Origin of the sequence: Paenibacillus solani (genome assembly GCF_050475945.1) — a bacterium.
In the GTDB taxonomy this organism is placed as follows: Bacteria; Bacillota; Bacilli; order Paenibacillales; family Paenibacillaceae; genus Paenibacillus_AQ; species Paenibacillus_AQ solani_A.
This window is the reverse complement of sequence record NZ_JBCMXJ010000005.1, coordinates 204568-225674: the sequence shown is the minus strand read 5'-3', so window position 1 is coordinate 225674 and position 21107 is coordinate 204568. Positions and strand designations below refer to the sequence as shown.

The following is a 21107-nucleotide window of genomic DNA, read 5'->3' as shown; positions in this document are numbered from 1 at the left end:
GATGCCATTCCAGATGAATCTGAAAGTAATTATTCTAGCAATCTCGACGATATGCGTCGGGCTGGTTGAACTCATTGTAGGTGGAATACTGCCGCTCATAGCGAATGATTTGCATATTTCACTTGGTACAGCAGGACAGCTGATTACGGTCTTCGCTCTGGTCTTCGCGATATCTGGTCCGGTTCTCCTTGCGCTTACGGCGAAAGTGGAAAGAAAACGACTCTACATGATATCTTTGTTTATCTTTTTCATTGGCAACGTACTGGCTTTTATTAGCCCGAATTTTCCGCTGCTTATGGTGGCCAGAATACTAACCGCGATGAGTACAGCACTTATCATTGTATTATCACTAACGATGACTGCCAAAGTGGTTGAGCCTGCCCACCGGGCAAAGGCACTTGGTGTAATCTATATGGGGATCAGCTCGTCATTGGTGCTTGGCGTGCCGCTTGGCATTTTGATCAGCGAAGCTTTCGGGTGGCGGGTATTATTCCTTGGCATCGGTATTCTATCGATCGGCTCCATGATCTTGATCTATATGTTCCTGGATCGTATCAAGCCTGAGAATGTTACGCCGTTATCTGTTCAAATCAAGGCGCTGGGTAAATCAAAAATAGCGGGTGCACATCTGGCCACCTTGTTCATGCTTGCAGGACATTACACGATTTATGCGTATTTTACGCCTTTTCTAGAATCAGAACTTGGACTCAGTCCTTATTGGATCAGCATTTGTTACTTCCTGTTCGGCTTATCCGCGGTCGGCGGCGGGGCATTCGGAGGTACGCTTGCTGACAAGATTGGATCGCATAAAAGCATCCTGATCATCATTACTTCATTCATGCTGGTACTGTTCCTGCTGCCATTATCCACATTCTCCATTGGTGTATTTTTAGTCGTGATGATGTTGTGGGGTGCATTGAGCTGGAGTCTGGCTCCTCCACTACAGAACTATCTGATTCAAGTGGATCCGGGCTCGTCCGATATTCAGCAGAGCTTCAACAACTCCGCCCTGCAAATCGGAATTGCCCTAGGCTCCGCCATCGGTGGTCTCGTATTAGAGCAGGGGGGCACGGTGGTCAGCACCGCTTGGGTAGGCGGGGGGATCGTCTTGGTGTCGTTAGTCTGTGCCGTATATTCCTTAACGCGACCTGATCTGGCTTGGAAGGACAGCAAAACTTCCATTTCAGCTAAATAAAAAAGGCAGCTGCGTGATAGCAGCTGCCTTTTTTTTTTTACACGATGGAATAGGGTCTGGTTATATGGTTGATACGGAGGATCGATAGATAATCTCGCCCCTTCACAACAATTCTGTCGAAGCGCAGGTCCGGATTGCTGATTTTGCTGAGGATGGTACAAACGTCATAAAGCAAACATCGAAGAAAACAGGAATTTATTGATTTTTTGCTAAACCCGATACGGTTGGTACCCAAGCTGTTCGAGAATGATCTCGGATTTTTTAAGCATGGACGGACTTAATCCGCGCCATTGCAGATACGAGGCGAGCATTTCGCCCAATTATGCTGCTGGTTATCCCACCCTTCATCCGAAATCCTGACTATCGTTTCGTGGCTAAGCATCGAAAAAAAATTGGGATCCTTTTACCTACACAGAATTTCAAACAGATGTACTTGCCATAATTCAATTGTCAGATGAGTAGCTCTGCGTAGCAAAAAGATCTGGTTAAATTGTTAATTTAACCCTTATAGTCACTAAAATCGATTATAATTAAATATATGTTCAAGTGGATTACCTATCCTAAGTAATAGGATAATCATACGCAAAAAGGCATAGTGATGAATCGCCTATGCTTTAAGGGTTATAGAGTTTTCGAATACATACTAATGTATAAGAGGAAGCGAATGATATGACGATAATGCCTGTTATAGTTATGATCTTTGTATTTGTACCTACCATTGTATTCATGGTAAGCATGCCTTATTTAACTAGAGAGACGATTAGTTTTGGGGTCACCGTCAGCGCTGTACAATTCCACAGTGAACCTCTGCGCCAGATGCGGAAGTCATATGCTAGGATTAGTGGTACCTTGCATACCATCCTATTCATTGTTTGTATCATCTGCCTAATATACGGTGATGAACATTCCAAGCAACAAAGTTGGATCATTGTCACTTATTCACTCGCCATGGTCGTAATCTCCCTAGTCACAAACATTAGCTATCATTTCAAAATGAAAAGTTTACTACCTATGCTTCCTATTGCTCCTGAACCATCGATCATGGCAGTGGACACTGCTTTTCGAAAAAGAAACATTGGCTTGTCTAGTTATTGGTTCCTTATTCATGCTTTAATTATGGTTGTTAGTATTGTAACTGTGTTACGCAACTACGATCAGATTCCTGATCAGATTCCGATCCATTACAACAGCAGTTGGAACGTAGACCGCTATGCAGCTAAATCTAATAGTTCTGTGTTTATGCCTACGATAATTCAAGTGTTCATAACACTTGTGTTCCTATTTGAGAATTGGAGTATTCGCAGAGTAAAGCAGCAGGTTCAACCCACTGATCCGAGCCGTTCCATCAGACAAGACGTAACTTTCCGCCGTGCTTGGTCATGTTTTATGATTACAGCAAGCTTCTTAATAGTTATCCTGATTTCCATCGTGCAACTAAACATGATATCTCTGCTTAACATCAATTTCGTTATCCCCATTATCCTAATCATAATAGCCTTTATCATGCTATACGCCTTCGCCTTATCGTTCTGGGCTGGTCAGGGCGGAAGCAGATTAGAGCGATCTGCCGATCGATCCAATGTCAGACCTGTCCATGATGATGATAAATGGCTATTAGGTATGATTTATTTCAATCGCAAGGATCCAAACCTTATCGTCGAGAAAAGGTTCGGAGTCGGCTGGGGATTAAATTTCGGTCACCCAGTAAGCTGGCTGATTTGGCTCGGAATTATTGTACTGTTAGTTGTGGTGTGGAGAGGTTAGTACTCACCGGAGTATTCTAGCTTTCAACAAATAAATATTTTCGCTTCCAAATTAGACGCCATCCACATTAGACAATCAGGTTCTGTATCTGAAAAAGATAATTCCTACTTGACAGGTGGTATTAATTGGTTTAATCTAGCCACAAGCCATCAATCAGTCATTCATTTAATGAACTTTCATTATCTTAACTTTAAACTATAGGTCAGCCGATTGGTCCACCAAAGGCTCCTGTTTACTCCAATTTCGTTTTGACAACGGAGGAGTAGACGGGGGTCTTTTACGTTTATTCGTGGGTTGCCATGAATGGAAATGGACTGACAGACAAGGACGAAGACCATGAGAGAGGAGCGACATGGAAGAGAGAAACTGGGCTTTACTGGAGGAAGCGGATTGGCATTTTCGCAGAGTTGTACGCAGATTTGTTAGAGAGCGTGACAAAATTTCGGTCGAAAGCATATCACTGCCCGGCTTGCTGATCTTAAACACGATTCATCGCACGGGAGCGCAAAGACTTGGCGAACTTGCGAACCAGCTCGATTTCACATCCGGAGCGGTAACAGCTGTATGTGACAAACTGGAGGCTGCCGGATTTGCGGTTAGAAGGCGAAGCAAGAACGACCGGAGAGCGATCGTCCTGGACATTACGGATACAGGAAGAGAGATGTTGGAGCGCAACGAACATATTGGCGGGTACATGATCGATCTTTTATTTGGTTCTTTTTCACAAGAGGAGCTTAGAGAATTAATCTGTTTATTTGAGCGGCTGAATGAACATCTGGATGGGTTCGCGGAAGCTGTACTTGACCAATCCCAATCCTCTACAGGAACATGGAACACAAACGTCCAGACGGCTAATAAAGACAGAGCCAAACGCTCGAATAAATATATTTCTTACTAAAAAAATAATTGGAGAGGGAGTAGGGAAATATGGGACATCCAACGATTTATCCAACAGGTACGACGGTTTACAATCCGCAGAAAGCTTGGAGCGGCTACACGATTTATCAAGCTGCGGAAACAGGGGCGCTCTTGATTGATATGAATGGCCGAGAGGTCCGCTTATGGAAAGGATTGCGAGGATTCCCGAACAAGCTGTTTCCTGGAGGTTATGTTCTTGGCAGTACATCCGAACGCGATCCGAAATACGGGTTCCAGGATGAGACCAATCTGGTCCAGGTGGATTGGGACGGCAATATTGTTTGGAAATTCGATCGGTATGAGTACATAGAGGATCCGGGTCACCCGGCTCAATGGATGGCTCGTCAACATCATGATTATCAGCGGGAAGGCAACCCCGTTGGCTATTATGTTCCCGGGCAGGAGCCAAAAGTGGATTCCGGCAATACGTTGATTCTCGCTCATAAAAATGTAAATCGTTCCGAGATATCCGATATTGAACTGCTGGATGACACGATTATCGAAGTCGATTGGGAGGGTAACGTCATCTGGGAATGGGCTGTTAGTGATCATTTTGAGGAGCTGGGCTTCGATGAAGATGCCAAGCTGGCGATATCTCGCGACCCGAACACTCGGGGATTCGGTGCGCATGCCGGGGACTGGATGCACATCAATTCGGCCTCGGTACTCGGACCTAATAAGTTCTATGATGCGGGGGATGAACGATTCCATCCTGATAATATTATCTGGGATGCACGAGAAAGCAACATTATAGCCATAACCGACAAAAGAACGGGCAAAATCGTCTGGAAGCTGGGACCTGACTACTCTACAGAAGAAACGAAGCATATCGGCTGGATTATTGGACAGCACCATGCTCATCTGATTCCGCAGGGTTTGCCAGGGGAAGGAAATATTCTGATCTTTGACAATGGAGGCTGGGGTGGTTATGGGCGTCCAAACCCGGAATCAGCGGATGGGCTGAAAATAGCGCGACGCGACCATTCCCGTATCCTGGAGATTAATCCGGTTACGTTGGAGATTGAATGGCAATACACACCGACGGAAGCGGGATTTCAAGCGCCGCTTGACTCTTACCGCTTCTACAGCCCTTACATCAGCTCGGCTCAGCGCTTGCCAAACGGTAACACCTTAATCACGGAAGGGGCTGACGGCAGGATTTTCGAGATTACGCGAGAATTCGAGCTGGTATGGGAATATATCTCACCTTACAAGAACATTCGTAACTCCAACATGGTTTATCGTGCGTATCGGGTTCCTTATGAATGGGTACCTCAGCTTGAATTGCCTGTGGAAACGGAAATAACTCCAATTGATGTTGCTGACTTCCGTCTTCCCGGTGCTGCCCCTCGGGGTGCCATAACCGCCGTGGAAGTGGAGGGTACGATCTCTTATGGCGAGGGAGCTCTATGCGTAGCCAGAAGTGATGAAACTGCCCAGAAAGAGGGTAGATCACAATGAGCAAACAGCGAAGGACGCAATGGATAGCCTTTATACTAAGTTCTATTCTTGCAATCAGTGTAATCAGCGGATGCGGTACTGCTACTGGTAAGGATAAAGAGGGCAAACTTAAGCTGAAAATAGCCGATATTTCTACGAACACCGTTTTTCGCGTGGCGAAGAGTAAAGGGTTCTTCGACAAGCATGGGATTGATGCCGAGCTTGTGAATTTTGCTACGCCGGCTGAAGGCGTTAATTCGTTATTTATCAAGCAGGTAGACGTTGCCTTTGGTGCAGACTTTCCACTTCTGAATGCCGTCAGTAAAGGCGACTACACCATCTTCGCTTCATCGGGAACTGCAACGGATTTAAGTGCCAGCGAATGGAAGCTGTTCGTCCGTAAAGAAATCGGAAGTGCCGCGGATCTTAAAGGCAAGAAGCTGAGTTTCTCCAGAGGGACTTTCATTCCTTATTTATGGGATGTTTATCTAGCCGAGTATGGGGTTGCACTGTCGGATGTGGAGCTCATCGGACAGGGTGGTTTCGATGAAGCTTACGTGGCGCTCAAAAAAGGTGAAATCGATGCAGCATGGGTATACGGCGCTGTGCTGAACGAGAAGTTTGGCGCACTGTCGGAAGCCAAAGAGTTATCGGATATGTCCAAGACGCCTGTTCGTCTTGGCACGGGGTTGATCGCTTCGGATGATGCTATCAGCAGTAATCCGAAAGGTTTTGTAAACCTTTTGAAAGCACTGGATGAAGCGTCTGCTTATGCACAGACCCATCCCGAGGAGACGGCTGACTTGATGTATGAAGAAGTGAAGCAGCCAAGAGAGGCGACTTTGAAGGATTTGCCGAAGAATCCATGGAACCTCGGTTTTACGGAGCAAGCCTACGCTGGCTTGCAAGGGCAGAAGGAGTATATGGTCGCAAACGGCATTATCGAGAAAGACTTCGAATTGAACGACAAATTGAACCTCGATTTGGTACGGGAGGCTTTTCCTGATCGCGTAATAAACCTGAAATAAGGAGAGGGTGGTCATGAGAGCAGCATCAAGACAGAATGAAATCCATATTGAAAGGCTGGATAAAAGCTATGCACAGCACGCTGCAGCGGGTGATTTGCATTATATTATTCAGGACGTCAACCTGGTTGTGAAGGGCGGGGAGTTCTTTGTTCTGCTGGGCCCGAGTGGTTGCGGAAAGTCGACACTGCTTAGTATGATTGCTGGTTTCGTGTCCAAAACATCGGGTCAGGTCAAAGTGGGAGAGAAGGAGGTGGAGCGGCCCGGTCAGGACCGCGCCGTCGTCTTTCAGCAGGCAGACTCTTCCTTGTTTCCATGGCTAACCGTGAGGGAGAACGTTGAGTTTGGTCTCCGGATGAAACGCGTACCTGCCGCACAGAGAAAGGAAATCTCCGACCAATATATAGCGCTTGTAGGCCTAGCGGGACATGAAAGCAAATATCCTCGCGAGCTGTCAGGTGGCATGAAACAACGGGTACAGCTGGCGCGAGTGTTATCGAACGATCCAGCAATTCTGCTCATGGATGAACCGTTTGGCGCACTTGATGCTATGACGAGAAGAACGATGCAGCGGGAGTTAGTACGCATTTGGCAGAATACAGATAAGACGATCATCTTCGTCACGCACGATATTCAGGAGGCGCTTCTGCTCGGAGGGCGCATTGGCATTATGTCAGCGGGACCCTCCTCGAAGATTACGGATATTTATGAGGTGCCGCTTGCTTATCCGCGGGATCTGGCCGATCCAAGCTTTCATGCACTGTATAACGTAATCCAATCCCATTTTGGTGAGTAGAAAGGAGGGAAGACCATTGAATATTCCACTTAAAAAATGGTCGCTTCACTTGCTGTTATGGATCTCCGGGTTTGGCCTCTGGCAAATCTTATCGCTTGCCTATGGTCCGGAAATCCTTCCAGGACCCATCTATACCGCTAGGGGCGGTTACGAATTGTTGATGGACGGTACGCTGCTCCAATACATAGGGATCAGTTCATACCGGGTGTTGCTCGGCTGGACGCTAGGAAGCTTGATCGCGATTCCGGTTGGGATCGTCATCGGAAAGGTAGGGCCCATCCGGTCTTTTGCCGAACCGTTCCTTAATTTCATCAGATTCATTCCGCCCATTGCGTTCATTACTCTGTTTCTGGTTTGGTTCGGCATCGGAGAAACGTCAAAGATTATGCTGATTCTTTATGCGACCTTCTTCATTGTAGTGCTAAACACATTGACTGGCATCTTGTCCGTGGAAGAGGATAAGGTCCGTTCCGCTCGCAGTATGGGGGCATCAGAGTGGCAGATCGTCATCCATGTCATGATCCCGGCAACCGTGCCCTACATCTTTACTGGTATCCGGCTTGCCATGGGAACCTCGTTTATGGCTATTATCGGAGCGGAGATGATCGCATCCAATGAAGGGGTAGGGTACCTGATTTGGAATTCCCGCTTGTTCTTTCGTACCGATTGGATCTTTATCGGATTGATCTGCTTGGGGTTAATGGGATTCCTAACGGATCGTGCGGTTGGGCTGCTGGGACGTAAGCTGCTGTCCCGATATGGCGTAGTCAGCACGAATTCACTGCGTCGTTAATTATGTTGCATGAGAGTACGAAGCAGCACCCTTTATGAATAGGGTGCTGCTTCTCATATTTACATACCTCATTCCTTAATTGGAATAATGAATCACCATACTTAATCGATTCATGGATTCACCCGTATTGCGGTAACTATGAGGCTTATCCGCTTTAAATCGAATGGATTTCCCCTCATTTAACCAATATTCCTCGTTATCGATACAAATGGTGACCTCTCCTTCAAAGACGGTAATAAACTCCTCGGTCCCCTGGATATGCGACTCTGCGCTAATATAACCGTTATGCTCCATCTCTAATGTGTACATCTCGAAACGCCGCCCGTCCTCGAATGGGAAATAAGGATAGATTCTTACCTTCCCATTATCCTCAATTAATGCTTGTACTTCTTCACGAGAAACAACGACGGTATCAGAATGAGGTTCTTGGATCAGTGAAGTAAAAGAAACCTTCAAACCGTTCGCGATCTTCCATACGGTCGTTATGGAGGGACTTGATTCTCCACGTTCAATCTGTCCCAGCATGGTCTTGCTGATGCCAGTCATTTCCGCGACTTTATCCAAGCTAAGTTTTCTTTGCTCCCGCAGCTTCTTCAGATTATCCGCTAATATTTCGTTAATGGGCTTCAATAGAATTCACTTCCTATTTGTATATTGTACGTTATAGCGTACATAATGTATAATTACAACGTACGTGCGCTTTGGCGTACATTTCAATACACTATAACATATATAATTGAAGGGGGTCATATCGTGTTTATCATTCCGTTGTTGACTTATGCCATCGTCTCTTCCTTTACGCCAGGACCCAATAATATTATTTCGATGACCAATGCACGAAGCCAAGGTGTAAGAAAAACGATGCGCTTTATCGGAGGCGTGGCAGCCGGTTGTATGGTCATCATGTTGCTGTGGAGTTATTTCAACCTTGTACTTAATCCTTTCATACCCAGGATTAATTTTATGATGAATATACTCGGATGCCTGTATATGATCTATCTTGCCATAAAGATTATGCGAAGCAAGCCACAAGATGCAGAAAGTAGCAATGCTGGATTATGTACTTTTACCTTCGGTTTTATTTTTCAATTCATGAATCCAAAAGTGATATTATACGGGATTACAGCCATATCTTCCTTCGTGATGCCGCTTTCCACATCGCCTATACAGTTGTTGTTCTACTCTCTAGGGCTCACGATCATTGGCATATGCGCCAATATGACCTGGGCGTTGTTCGGTTCGTTGTTCAAGAATTTGTTATCTCGGTATGAGCGCCCGTTTAATCTGGTTATGGGTTTACTTCTGATATATAGTGCAGTTTCTATTTTTGCCGTGAACTGATATTCTCGCATTATCATCGTCATAACAATGCTTACTCAATAAACAAGGCTTCCCAAGGTGTTTACCCGGAAAGCCTTGTTTGTATTATTCAAATATGCTTGCGATTTGCTCCTTGAGCTTATTAGCCGATGCGTGGAAACGCGTCAATTCCTCATCGTTCAGCTCAAGATTAAGAACTTCCCGGACTCCTGTACGATCAACCACACAAGGCACGCCCAAGTATACGTCAGACACACCATGGTAGTCTGTTAACAACGTTGATACATTCAGCACAGAGCTTTCATTCAGCAGGATGGAAGCGATGATACGATCTAGGGCTAACGCAATAGCATAGGAAGTCGCGCCTTTGGCGTTAATAATCTCATAGGCTGCATTTTTTGTGCGGTCAAAAATATCCGTTCGCTCGTCATCTGTAAGATCGATCCCGATTCCCGCGATGTTGGCAACACTCCATAACGGCAGCTCAGAATCGCCGTGCTCCCCAATGATATGGGCGTGGATGCTGCGAGGATTAATGCCTTTGTTCTGACCGATCAAATATCGGAAACGAGCGCTATCCAGCAGTGTACCTGATCCGATAACCCGATTGACAGGGAATCCGCTTTTCTTCAAAGTGACATAGGATAAAATATCCACCGGGTTCGTTGCGACAAGAATAATGCCATGATCGTTATACTTTACAATGTTTTGAATAATGTCTTCGAAAATAGCTGTATTCCGTTTCAATAAATCAATTCGCGTTTCACCGGGTCTTTGGTTGGAGCCTGCGGCAATGACAATGATATCGGCATCCTTGCAATCGCTGTAATCTCCAGCCCAGAGCTTGACACCTCCGGCAAAGGGGAGTCCATGATTCATATCCAGAGCTTCGCCCAAAGCTTTATCATGGTTGGTGTCGATTAATACGAGTTCTGATACTCTCTCACGCAAAAATAAGGTATAGGCTGTTGTTGTTCCGACTGCTCCAGCTCCGATGATAACTGCACGGGTCGGCCGCTGCGTTTCATTCTTGATCATACAATGATTCTCTCCCTTGTCGATATGTATTAAAGCTTCTAAATGACTTGCATACCTTATAGAGAAGCTGTCTTTACAGCGTCTTCTGTAAGGTTACATTCATAGCAATGATAACATATCAGGAAGATTTAGGAAGTAGATATGTGAGGATTATCACGGTTTAAAAATGTCAGTATAAAACGGACTAAGCCATTTTGACTCTTGCTCACACGTCGTCTCGGTTGATATGATGAGTCATAAACTTGGTTCGTTACTCGAATTATATGTTTAATGTGACGACCTATCTGTAAAGGAGATATACAATGGCAACCATTGAAGACTTTAGCAAACTGGATATTCGAATCGGAACGGTAGTGGAAGCAGAACCATTTCCGGAAGCTCGCGTACCGGCCATCAAGATGAAGATAGATTTTGGACCCCTTGGAATCAAGCGGACAAGCGCTCAGATCACGAAACGTTATGATGCCAGATCTCTTGTGGGAAGCCAAGTAACGGCCATCGTCAACTTTCCTCCCAGACGGATTGCCGGCTACCTATCCGAAGTTCTCGTACTCGGCGGTGTTCCGGAACAGGGGGATGTTGTGCTCCTGAAGCCGGAATTCGACCTCCCTAATGGAACACCTATCGCATAAACGGATCCCTTGAACCGATGTCCACATGACTCGGGCCAATATGTTGAGTGTGACTAGTATTATTTTCCAACATCTCTGATATTTGAAAATCTTGTGCTTGAAAAGTTCTTGTTATGTGAATTGATTGGTTGTAATATGAAGTAAAAAAAATAGACGGAGATGATGTGATGAGCAGGATTCAATTCTCAGTTCAAGTTCGTTTGGTATCTGATCTTACCCGTTCCAAACAATTTTATGAAGAAGTGCTGGGTTGCGAAGTGAATGACGTATGGGCAGTCCGGGATGATTTTGCGCTCGGATTCAAGCTGATGCAAGCTGCATCGAGCAGTGATATTAAGCCCAATCCCCCAGGCAAGGGCCAAGTTACGCCATGGGATACATACGCTTACGTGGATACACACCAAGAGTTGGATGAATGGTACGAGGAACTCATCTCACGAGGTGCTGAAGTGGTACAAGAACCCCAATTAACAGAAGCTGACTGGGGAGTATGGAAGGATTTTGCGATTAAAGATCCGGATAACTATGTCATTGCATTTGGTAGCGGAAAAAAGGAATAGTGGAAGTGGTGGCGGACATGGATATAAATCGCATACTCATCAGCAGCGACCCTTCGCTGTTGGATATGGACGCAATTATCCGTTTTTTGCGACAAAGCTATTGGGCTAACAAGCGATCTGATGGTCTCATTAAGAAATCCCTTGAGGGTTCCATTTGCTTTGGCGCATATTACGATAACCGGCAGATCGGCTTTGCTCGTGTCGTGTCTGACGGTGCAACTGTCTATTGGTTATGTGATGTATTCGTGGATGAAGCTTATCGGTCACAAGGAGTTGGCAAGAAACTGATCGAAACGATTACCACACACAATGATTATCGTAATCTGTTCGGTATATTGGCTACACGCGATGCCCATGGTTTATACGAGCAATTCGGTTTCGTCCGTGATCATGGCAAAACCTTGACCCGGATGCCTGACTTTCTTCGAAAGGATTAGATTCCCTATCACCCTGTATACATAAGTTTGATCTGTTAACAAACGAAAGGGGACAGAGATGGTTATATGGATTAACGGCGCGTTCGGTTCCGGTAAGACCCAGGCAGCGTTTGAGCTTCAGCGAAGAATACCGAACTCCTACGTATATGATCCAGAGAATGCAGGTTACTTCATTCGGGATAATGTGCCGCTGGATGCAAAGCGTGATGATTTTCAGCATTATCCGATGTGGAGGGAGTTCAATTACTCCATGTTTAAGTATTTGGACCAGGAATCCGATCAATTGATCCTGGCACCGATGACCATCACGAACGTGGATTATTTCGATGAAATCGTGGGGAAATTAAGACGTGATGGTGTGGTTATACAGCATTTTACGTTATGCGCCTCCAAGGAAGTGCTACTCAGACGTCTGCGCAGCCGAGGAGAAAGCTCTAATTCATGGGCTGCACATCAGATTGACCGCTGTATTCACGGACTCACGAGCGAAGTGTTCCAACATCATATCGACACCGATCATCTATCAATTGACCAAGTGGTAGAGACTATCGGTACTATGGCACAAGTGGAATTATTGCCGGATCATCGCGGTTCAACTAAGAAAAAATTTGATCGGATCAAAACCAAATTCGCCCATATTCGATTTTTTGGATAAGCATGTAGAGTATTAGCGATAGCTGAACATATGAAAGTAAGACGATTTCTCTCACAGGGAAGTCGTCTTTTTTGTGTTCTAAGTAAGGAGAAGATGAAATCGTAAATTTATTTGCGTATAGATAAATAACTTTCGTTAGGGAAAAATAAATTCTTTTATATTCACATAAACCCAATATAGACAAGGAAATATGGAGGAAAAATCTATTGAATGAGATTTGAAAAACCAAAAGACATGTTGACAAAATTCTGAATATGGATTATTTTTTGTACATGGCAATTAAAGTTGCACAAAGGCAATTTTATTGGTTATGCGCAGGATGATATTTTCAATTGTACATAAGCAAAAAGCAAACCTAATTGAGGTAGAGTGGAGGAGGAAGAGAAATGAAACATCGGAGGATTATAAGAAGCAGGAAACTCATCGGAGCAGCCATGCTTAGTTTGCTGCTGGTATTATCAGCCTGTGCTTCGGGTGAAGCCGAGCAGCAGGGTGCAGCAGGAAAGCAGGCGGGAGATAAGATTCGTGTAGTCACCACGATTGGTCAGATTGCCGAGCCTATCTCCGTGATCGGCGGAGATAGGGTAGAGGTGCTGAGCTTGATGGGACCAGGTGTTGATCCGCACTTATATAATGCTACGCAAGGCGATATTAAGAAATTGGATAGCGGGGATGTCATCTTCTATAGCGGTCTATTATTGGAAGGCAACATGACGGAAATCTTCGAACAGATCGGCAAGAACAAGCCTGTGTTAGCCATTGCCGATGCGATCCCGAAGGATCAGCTGCTTCAGGATGACGCGCAGGCCACTGATCCGCATGTGTGGTTTGACATTGATCTATGGAAATTATCATTGGATTCTGCTGTAGAGAAGCTGAAGTCACTGTACCCGGAGGATGCTGATTATTTCGAGAAGAACAAGCAGCAATATTTTGCCCAATTAGATGAATTGAAGGCGGAGGCCAAGGATAAGTTGAGCCAGATTCCTGAAGAGCAGCGAGTTATGGTAACTGCGCATGATGCGTTCGGATATTTCGGCCGCATGCACGGTCTGGAAGTCGTTGGTCTGCAGGGGCTGAGCACAGAGGCTGAAATCGGACTCTCGGATATTAATGAAACGATTGATATTCTGCTTCGGCACAAGGTCCCTGCCGTCTTCGTTGAGAGCAGTGTGAATCCTGCTTCGATCAATGCCGTTATTGAAGGTGCGTCTAAGAAAGGGCTGGACTTAAAGCTTGGAGGGGAGCTCTTCTCGGATGCCATGGGTGAGGAAGGCACAACAGAAGGGACGTATATTGGAATGTATCGTCATAATGTCGAAACGATTTATCATGCTTTAAGCGGAGGTGACGAATAAAATGTCCGTACTTCAAGTTAAAGATCTAAATGCCTCTTATCGTAAAAACAAAGTTCTGCACGATGTCACTTTTGAAGTGGAGCAAGGCTCCCTGACCAGCATCGTAGGACCAAACGGCGCCGGTAAATCCACACTGTTAAAGGTCATGCTGGAGCTCCATCCCAAATTGTCCGGAGATGTTTCATTCTTCGGCTCAACCTTAAGCCGTATGAAAACCCGGGTCGGCTATGTTCCGCAGAGGGGGTCCGTAGATTGGGATTTTCCGACCGATGCCCTGGATGTTGTCATGATGGGTCTATATGGTCAGGTGGGTTGGTTTAAACGGCCAAACAAGCATCACAAGGAAAAAGCGATGGCTTCGCTTGACCAAATGGGCATGGCAGACTATGCCGATCGTCAGATCAGTCAGCTTTCAGGCGGTCAGCAGCAGCGTGTATTCCTCGCGAGGGCGCTCGTCCAGGATGCTGATCTATATTTCATGGATGAGCCGCTGGCCGGGGTGGACGCCGCAACCGAACGGGCAATTATGACTACGCTCAACGATTTGAAGATGGCGGGCAAAACCGTCATGGTGGTCCATCATGATCTGCAAACCGTAGAGGACTATTTTGACCATGTGCTGCTCCTGAACCGCACGGTCATTGCACACGGGAAGACGAAAGATGTCTTCACGAAAGAGCAGGTGTACCGCGCATACGGTGGTTCGCTTCGCTGGATGAAGGAGGCGTAATCATGCTGAATTCCTTATTATCACCGAATACGCAATGGGTGCTGTTAAGCACGTTAATACTGGGAATGGCTGCTGGGATGATTGGATGTCTCGCTTATTGGAAACGGCAAAGCTTGATGAGTGATGCGCTGTCTCACGCAGCGCTGCCTGGTGTCGTAGTTGCTTTTGCGCTGACCGGGAGCAAGAACTTGCTCGTCATGATCCTTGGAGCAGCTGTTAGCGCTCTGATCGGCGCGTGGATGATCCAGTGGATTCGCTCCACCAGCCGCATTAAGGAGGATACCGCCATGGGCATGATCTTATCTGTGTTTTTTGGATTAGGCATCATGCTGCTTACGATCGTCAATCGAACAGCGGGCGGAAATCAGAGTGGACTCGATAACTTTATTTTCGGTCAGGCTGCATCCATGGTCCGCAAGGATGTGGTTACGATGTTAATTCTGGCTGTTCTGGTAATGCTGGTCGTCTTCATTGGTTTCAAGGAGTGGAAGCTGTTTCTCTTCGATCCCGATTTTGCCAAAGGGTTAGGTTTGAATAGTCGACTGATGAATAGCTTATACATGGGAGTCCTTGTGCTCGTTATCGTGATTGGTATCCAGGCGGTCGGTGTCATACTTATGGCGGCTATGCTGATCATACCTGCTGTGAGCGCAAGGTATTGGACGCAATCCTTCAGGATGATGGTCATCCTGTCGGCGATTTTCGGAGGTGGATCGGGTTTTGTCGGCACGTTGGTCAGTACCATGGGTAAGGGATGGCCTACAGGACCATTCATCGTGGTGGCGTCCTCCGTATTGTTCACGATATCTTTGGTCTTCGGTGTGGAGAAAGGCTTGTTAACCCAAGCAATGCTGCTTCGCTCGCAGAAAAAAGAACATTTGGAAGCTGCTAATCCGAATCCTTCGGTTCTAAGCCCTCGTTTGCCTGGGAGGGGGAGCAATCAATGACTTATACAGGATGGATATTACTCACCGCCTCTCTCGTTGGTTTGTCTTGCGGCATCGTCGGCGTGTTCCTGATTCTGCGAAGAATGGCGATGATGGCTGATGCCATCAGCCACACTGTGCTGCTGGGCATTGTTACAGCCTATCTAGTCACTAGAGAATTAAGCGGGCCGCATATGCTAATCGGCGCCATTATCGCAGGACTGCTGACAGCGGTTCTTGTTCAATGGTTTCATTCCCGCGGCGTTCAGCAGGATGCATCGATCGGCGTGGTGTTCACTACCTTGTTTGCCATCGGCGTCATCCTGATCGCTACCCAGGTAGGTAATGCGCATTTGGATACCAAGCACGCCCTCATGGGTGAGATTACGTTTGTACCTTGGGATGTCATGCATGTTCCGCTATTGGGTGAAGTGCCAAAGGCTACATTCATGCTGGCAGCCGTTCTACTCGTCGTTCTCATTGTGATTCTGGCTTTCTATAAGGAATGGAAAATAACCTCCTTTGATCCAGCCCTTGCGGCCAGTATCGGCATTCCAGTCGTACTCTTGCACTATGTATTTATGTCACTGGTCTCCATCACAACGGTTGCATCATTTGATGCTGTCGGTGCGATTATGGTGGTAGCCATGCTTATAACACCTGCTGCTGCCGCATATTTGTGGACAGATAAGCTCTCCATCATGCTGGTACTCAGTGGCGCTTTCGGTGTGATGTCCGCATTCATGGGCTACTACATTGCCGTATGGCTGGACACCTCCATCTCTGGATCTATGGCATTTGCTACCGGAATTGTATTTGTTGTCAGTTTTCTATGCTCTCCGAAACACGGTATGCTTTCCCGCCATGTTCATAGATTCGGTGCGCATCACAATAAGGAGAAATTAAAGGGAATATCCTGATACAAAGCGCTTGATGAAGCTTGAGTGGTAAAACACTCAGGCTTCATTTTTTGTTCCAATCGATCCTTTATTGTTGTGGTATAATTGGGAAAATTTTCGTAATGGGCTATAAGTAGAGACATAATCATGAAGGGGAGATGGCAGATGCAGCTGGAGTCAACAAGGCTGATAATCCGTGAATTCGAAGAGGGGGACTTTGCAAGTGTCCATGCTTATGCAGCGGATCCCATCGTTACGGAGTTTACAATGTGGGGGCCGAACACAGAAGAGGAGACTGTAAATTACTTAGAAGAAATACGCCGAATGAAGGAGCAGGACCCTCGCAACAGCTATGAGCTGGCGCTTGTCCTCAAAGATAGCGGCCGCTTAATCGGGGGCGTAGGGCTTCACCGCTTGAAGACGAATGCAGAGCTTGGGTATTGCTTGAATTCCGCTTATTGGGGACAGGGTTACGCTTCGGAAGCTGCCCTCGTCATGTGTCGTTTCGGCTTTAAGGAGCTGGGGGTAAACCGCATCTATGCTACTTGCCGCCCAGGCAACGTCGGATCAGCAAATGTTATGCGTAAGATTGGCATGAAGCAGGAAGGACATCTCCGGCAGCATCTGTGGTTCAAAGGCGCTTTTCATGACTCTTATTTGTTCTCGGTTCTGCGGGAAGATTTCGAAATCTAATACAAATGTTGTTAATGTAAGGTTGAGAAGGAGCAGGCGTCTATCATGAGAGATACGAAATTGTTGACACACCATAATGGTATATCGATTTATGAGGAAGCATCAGGTAAAGTGTATTATACCAAGGAGAATGAAGTGTCGGTTGTGGTACTGGCCAAGCAGAATGATCAGTTGTTGTTGATCCGCCAGTACCGCGCTCCTGTGGATGACTACGTCATTCAGCTCCCTGGAGGGGGCGTAGACCATGGAGAAGACTTGGAATCAGCAGCCCGTCGCGAGATGCTGGAGGAAACAGGCTGCAGCTGCGGTAAACTTCATTATCTTGGGAAGTTATACCCGGCATCCTGGAGATGTAATGAGATCGCTCATGTTTATTACACAGATGAGGTAATCAGCCAAGCGGAACAACAGTTGGAAGGTTACGAGAACATTGACGTCATTAGGATGAGTGTGAAAGATTGCCTGCGTCAAATCAGAGATAACGAGCTTCAGGATTCTGAACTGATCTTTGCGATGATGCAAGGCTTGCTCAAGGGATTCATTCAGAAATAGATTTGGAGGTTACATATTAATATGGAAATAATCGGATTGTTCATGACAGTAATCAGTATAATCGTTGCCATCATCGTCATTCGTTACGCAATCAATTCATCCAAAGTCATCATTAGAATGGATGCTATGCTCCAAGAGATGCGGTTGCTGCGTGAAGACATGAAGGAGCTCAAAGAAAACAAGCATATTGTGGATAAAAAAGTATAGGCGCACCCGTACAAGATATCCATACAAGGAGTCGTATCCATGCAGAATGCTGTAAAGGTCCGGCTCTTTTTTGTGGAATTTAGACCAGTTCATCATTTATACCATATTGTTTTCAGTCGTCTTATTTGTTGCGGTACCGAGATATATCGGAAATAATATAGCTTAGACATGAATTTGGGAAGGGGAAATAAAATCTGATGAACTCGACTCAAAGTTATATCATTCAACAAGCCCAACATTTTGCACGCGCCGTTCATGGAGAAGATTCCAGCGGCCATGATTGGTGGCATATTGAGCGTGTTACACGCCTCGCCAGGATTCTGGCATATCTTGAAGGTGCTAATTCATACCTGTGTGTATTGTCTGCGTATCTCCATGACATCGCTGATGAGAAACTGAATGAGTCGAAGGAAGCGGGTTACAAACGGGTTCAGAAGTGGCTAATGCAGACCGGAGTCGAAGCTACAGACCAGGAGCTTGTGCTGGAGATCATCCATACAATGTCATTCTCAGGCGGTTCAGGGCAGCCGATGCGCACTTTGGAAGGTCAGATCGTACAGGATGCTGATCGTCTGGATGCAATTGGCGCCATCGGGGTTGCCCGTTCATTTGCATATTCGGGATGGAAGGGACAGAGCATGTATGATCCTGCTATCCCGCTTCGTACACAAATGACAAGTGAGGAATATCGTAAGGGCCGCAGCACTGTTATAAACCATTTCTATGAAAAGCTTCTAAAGCTGAAAGGTCTCTTGAATACAGAATCGGCTAAGCTCCTTGCGACTGGCAAGCACCAAGAAGTCGAACTGTTCCTTAGGGCGTTCGATAAAGAATGGGCAATGGGAAATGAGTCATACCTGCATGAATCTCCGATCCATCGGGGACAAGTATCAAGGGTTCATATAGCATTTGATGATTCGACGGCAGGATCGTTACGAATTATGCTGCGATCAATACCCGGTGAGATGGTAGTCACGCTTAGCGATGACCTAATGGTAGGACCGCTTGTGAAGGACCAAGACTTAGACTTCTCCCGTTCATTAGCTGCCCGGAAGGATTGGTTTCAAGCGCGGTATAGCGTTTCAGATGCGGATGAGAAAAAGTCAATGCTGCTGGAGTCGGCTGTGGATTGGTTGACATGGCCGCGTCAGTTGATGGAATGGCCTTGTGTTATATGGGCAGGGAATGCTGCTTCGGAACAGTTAGGGCTGCGCAGGCTGTTATCTCTAATACCGGATCATCCTAACGTTATGCTGGTGAATGCGGCAAGTATTCTTCACAATCAAAATCCGAATGTTTCATATAGAGGTACATTTGAGATTGGGCCGGATTCACTAAAGAACGTGCTGGACACCACCGAGTATGTTAGGTTAACAAGGCAAGAACAGGCTAGTTACCGTGAAGATTGGCAGCGACTCCTGAACGAAGACGGGACCTTTCGGGTTCTGCAACGTGACGTATTAGTTACGGTTCCTGAGTCTTATTATGATAATGAAATATTGAAGGCAGCATATCGCATTGAAGCCAGAAACGGATTCTTCAAGAAGTCAGCTCGCATTGTAGGCGAGGTAATTGGCCATAGTGAATTAGCTGTTTCCGATTCTTTTATCGAATATCGGGTTCGCTGCTTGATCCAACTAGGAGCATTAACCTATACCGGTGATCTGGATGCAATGCGAAATTACAGTATTTCTCTTGTTGATGCTTCAACACTCGAGGAGCAGTGGAGCAACGAACAGCGATTAGCCAAGAGCGTGAAGGTGAAGATGCTGCTTGAAGAGATGATGGAGATTCATCTTTCAGAGCAAGGAATCATGGAACAATTAGGTCAGATGGATGTTGCCGGACTTAATCATCCTGTTTGCACGACAGAAACCGGATCAACAGGGAGTGATATACAAGCCCATATCGATAGGTTAATGATTACATACAAGACTCATATAGAACAACGTGGCTCCATGATGGATTCATTGGTGAAGATGTTGAGCCGGCTGGATGAAGCAGATCCCGAAGAGTAAAGAAGCCCGTTGTACCTTGGGACAATCATAACAACACAGAGAATATAAACAGAAAGCGGTGGGGATATGTTTTTTTCAATAGAGGAAATACAGACCATTAGAGAACAAGCGCTTGAGATGGACAAGCATAGACGAGTATCTCCAGAAATGCTGAGGACGATTTATGATCATCGATTGTTTCACCTATTTGTTCCCGATGAGCTTGAGGGAAGAATGACGTCGCTTACTGAGGCCGCGCGTATCTTTCAGGAAAGCGCCAGAATCGATGGTAATTTAGGATGGTTGGTTACGATAGGTGCAGGCGGAGGTTTTTTTGCTGCGTACATGTCTAACGAGATCAGCCGGCGCGTATTTGCACATCGCGAAGCTGTGATCGCGGGCAGCGGTATGCCGACAGGTACGGCAAGGAAGGTGGACGGTGGCTATATCGTTAACGGGAGCTGGAAATACTGCAGTGGATCAACTTATGCAACGACCTTTACAGCCAATGCTGTCATTGATTCGGGTTGTACGGATCATGATGCTGGAAGTGATGAAACCTCATCGACTCGTGTCGAGTCCGAGATTCGTTCCTTCATTCTGCATCCGGATCAGGTGGAGATCGTGGAGGATTGGAATGCCTTTGGACTTCGGGCAACAGCAAGCCATACTATATCGGCTGTTGAAGCATTCGTCCCGACTGAGATGACGTTCTCTCTTACTGAATCCATAGCATATGAGGAAGAAGCAATCTACCAGTATCCCTTTCTACCCTTTGCGCAGGTATCATTTGCCGCTGTTGGAGCCGGAATTGCGGATCATTTTCTTGAGGCAGCCGAGTCGCTTGCGCGGCAGCGGAACCGTTCGGCTTTGGTGTTCGATAAGTTGAGCGAATGCAAGGCTGCACTTGAGCAAGCACTTTCGATTTTTTATGAAACGGTAGAGGACTCGTGGAAGGAACTCTTGCAGGAAGGCAGGCTGTCGGAGGCTACCGAAGCAGGCGTGACGGCGACAAGTCTAGCAGCAGCCCAAGCCGCACTATTCTGCGGCCAGCATGTTTTTCCGCTGCTAGGACTGTCTGCAGCCATGGAGGATACAGAAGTTAATCGCTGCTGGAGAGATCTCCAGACGGCATGCTCACATGCTCTGTTAAGAAACGACTGAACGACGCT

Annotated in this window: 23 protein-coding genes; 21 read left to right on the top strand and 2 right to left on the bottom strand. The window is 46.3% G+C overall.

Features of this window, described 5'->3' with window-relative positions; genetic code table 11:
- Positions 1-13: 13 nt before the first annotated feature.
- The 7 genes from ABEQ74_RS02735 (at position 14) to ABEQ74_RS02705 (ending at position 7931) form a co-directional block, all read left to right on the top strand.
- On the top strand, positions 14-1195 hold the full coding sequence (locus ABEQ74_RS02735; protein WP_430119190.1) for an MFS transporter: 1182 nt from the start codon (positions 14-16) through the stop codon (positions 1193-1195).
- Between the two features lie 669 nt (positions 1196-1864).
- The gene (locus ABEQ74_RS02730; RefSeq protein WP_430119188.1) at positions 1865-2959 is read left to right on the top strand and encodes a DUF1648 domain-containing protein; all 1095 of its coding nucleotides are present in this window, start codon (positions 1865-1867) and stop codon (positions 2957-2959) included.
- Between the two features lie 352 nt (positions 2960-3311).
- Entirely contained in the window at positions 3312-3857 is a 546-nt protein-coding gene (locus tag ABEQ74_RS02725) for a MarR family winged helix-turn-helix transcriptional regulator (RefSeq protein WP_430119186.1), read from the top strand.
- A 29-nt stretch (positions 3858-3886) separates the two neighbouring features.
- Complete coding sequence (locus ABEQ74_RS02720) at positions 3887-5338, top strand: aryl-sulfate sulfotransferase (RefSeq protein ID WP_430119184.1); 1452 nt, start codon at positions 3887-3889, stop codon at positions 5336-5338.
- Positions 5335-6345, top strand: coding sequence for an ABC transporter substrate-binding protein (locus tag ABEQ74_RS02715; protein ID WP_430119182.1), 1011 nt, complete (start codon positions 5335-5337; stop codon positions 6343-6345). The genes ABEQ74_RS02720 and ABEQ74_RS02715 overlap by 4 nt, the downstream gene beginning before the upstream one ends.
- Positions 6346-6358: 13 nt before the next feature.
- A complete protein-coding gene (locus ABEQ74_RS02710; protein ID WP_430119180.1) occupies positions 6359-7138 on the top strand; it encodes an ABC transporter ATP-binding protein in 780 nt (259 codons plus the stop codon).
- A 16-nt stretch (positions 7139-7154) separates the two neighbouring features.
- Positions 7155-7931 (top strand): ABC transporter permease, encoded by a 777-nt coding sequence (locus tag ABEQ74_RS02705; protein WP_430119178.1) that lies wholly within the window; start codon positions 7155-7157, stop codon positions 7929-7931.
- Positions 7932-8006: 75 nt separating this feature from the next.
- Here ABEQ74_RS02705 and ABEQ74_RS02700 read toward each other — a convergent pair whose 3' ends face one another.
- Positions 8007-8561, bottom strand: a complete 555-nt coding sequence (locus ABEQ74_RS02700; protein WP_430119176.1) for a helix-turn-helix domain-containing protein — start codon at positions 8559-8561, stop codon at positions 8007-8009.
- 123 nt (positions 8562-8684) lie between these two features.
- Here ABEQ74_RS02700 and ABEQ74_RS02695 point away from each other — a divergent pair, with 123 nt between their 5' ends.
- Positions 8685-9272, top strand: coding sequence for a LysE family transporter (locus ABEQ74_RS02695; protein WP_430119174.1), 588 nt, complete (start codon positions 8685-8687; stop codon positions 9270-9272).
- Positions 9273-9356: 84 nt separating this feature from the next.
- On the opposite strand, the gene ABEQ74_RS02690 is transcribed toward ABEQ74_RS02695, so the two are convergent.
- Complete coding sequence (locus ABEQ74_RS02690) at positions 9357-10289, bottom strand: L-lactate dehydrogenase (RefSeq protein WP_054402659.1); 933 nt, start codon at positions 10287-10289, stop codon at positions 9357-9359.
- 302 nt (positions 10290-10591) lie between these two features.
- Between ABEQ74_RS02690 and csaA the strand changes: the two genes are divergently transcribed.
- From csaA to ABEQ74_RS02625, 13 genes are all read left to right on the top strand, one after another.
- The gene (gene csaA / locus ABEQ74_RS02685) at positions 10592-10921 is read left to right on the top strand and encodes a chaperone CsaA (protein WP_430119171.1); all 330 of its coding nucleotides are present in this window, start codon (positions 10592-10594) and stop codon (positions 10919-10921) included.
- A 167-nt stretch (positions 10922-11088) separates the two neighbouring features.
- Positions 11089-11481 carry a VOC family protein gene (locus ABEQ74_RS02680; protein ID WP_430119169.1) on the top strand — a complete coding sequence of 131 codons (393 nt, stop codon included), beginning with the start codon at positions 11089-11091 and terminating at the stop codon, positions 11479-11481.
- Between the two features lie 17 nt (positions 11482-11498).
- Positions 11499-11918: a GNAT family N-acetyltransferase gene (locus ABEQ74_RS02675; RefSeq protein ID WP_430119167.1), complete on the top strand. Its 420-nt coding sequence runs from the start codon at positions 11499-11501 to the stop codon at positions 11916-11918.
- A 58-nt stretch (positions 11919-11976) separates the two neighbouring features.
- Positions 11977-12573: an AAA family ATPase gene (locus ABEQ74_RS02670; protein ID WP_430119165.1), complete on the top strand. Its 597-nt coding sequence runs from the start codon at positions 11977-11979 to the stop codon at positions 12571-12573.
- 386 nt (positions 12574-12959) lie between these two features.
- Positions 12960-13931, top strand: a complete 972-nt coding sequence (locus ABEQ74_RS02665; RefSeq protein WP_430119163.1) for a metal ABC transporter solute-binding protein, Zn/Mn family — start codon at positions 12960-12962, stop codon at positions 13929-13931.
- A 1-nt stretch (position 13932) separates the two neighbouring features.
- Positions 13933-14661, top strand: a complete 729-nt coding sequence (locus ABEQ74_RS02660; RefSeq protein ID WP_430119161.1) for a metal ABC transporter ATP-binding protein — start codon at positions 13933-13935, stop codon at positions 14659-14661.
- A gap of 2 nt (positions 14662-14663) precedes the next feature.
- Complete coding sequence (locus tag ABEQ74_RS02655) at positions 14664-15608, top strand: metal ABC transporter permease (RefSeq protein ID WP_430119159.1); 945 nt, start codon at positions 14664-14666, stop codon at positions 15606-15608.
- Positions 15605-16507, top strand: coding sequence for a metal ABC transporter permease (locus ABEQ74_RS02650; RefSeq protein ID WP_430119156.1), 903 nt, complete (start codon positions 15605-15607; stop codon positions 16505-16507). The genes ABEQ74_RS02655 and ABEQ74_RS02650 overlap by 4 nt, the downstream gene beginning before the upstream one ends.
- Positions 16508-16651: 144 nt before the next feature.
- Entirely contained in the window at positions 16652-17179 is a 528-nt protein-coding gene (locus ABEQ74_RS02645; protein WP_430120880.1) for a GNAT family N-acetyltransferase, read from the top strand.
- A 45-nt stretch (positions 17180-17224) separates the two neighbouring features.
- On the top strand, positions 17225-17731 hold the full coding sequence (locus tag ABEQ74_RS02640) for an NUDIX hydrolase (protein ID WP_430119154.1): 507 nt from the start codon (positions 17225-17227) through the stop codon (positions 17729-17731).
- Positions 17732-17752: 21 nt separating this feature from the next.
- On the top strand, positions 17753-17938 hold the full coding sequence (locus tag ABEQ74_RS02635; protein ID WP_430119152.1) for a hypothetical protein: 186 nt from the start codon (positions 17753-17755) through the stop codon (positions 17936-17938).
- 197 nt (positions 17939-18135) lie between these two features.
- Positions 18136-19956, top strand: coding sequence for a DUF3658 domain-containing protein (locus ABEQ74_RS02630; RefSeq protein WP_430119150.1), 1821 nt, complete (start codon positions 18136-18138; stop codon positions 19954-19956).
- Between the two features lie 66 nt (positions 19957-20022).
- Positions 20023-21099, top strand: coding sequence for an acyl-CoA dehydrogenase (locus ABEQ74_RS02625; RefSeq protein WP_430119148.1), 1077 nt, complete (start codon positions 20023-20025; stop codon positions 21097-21099).
- Positions 21100-21107: the final 8 nt, after the last annotated feature.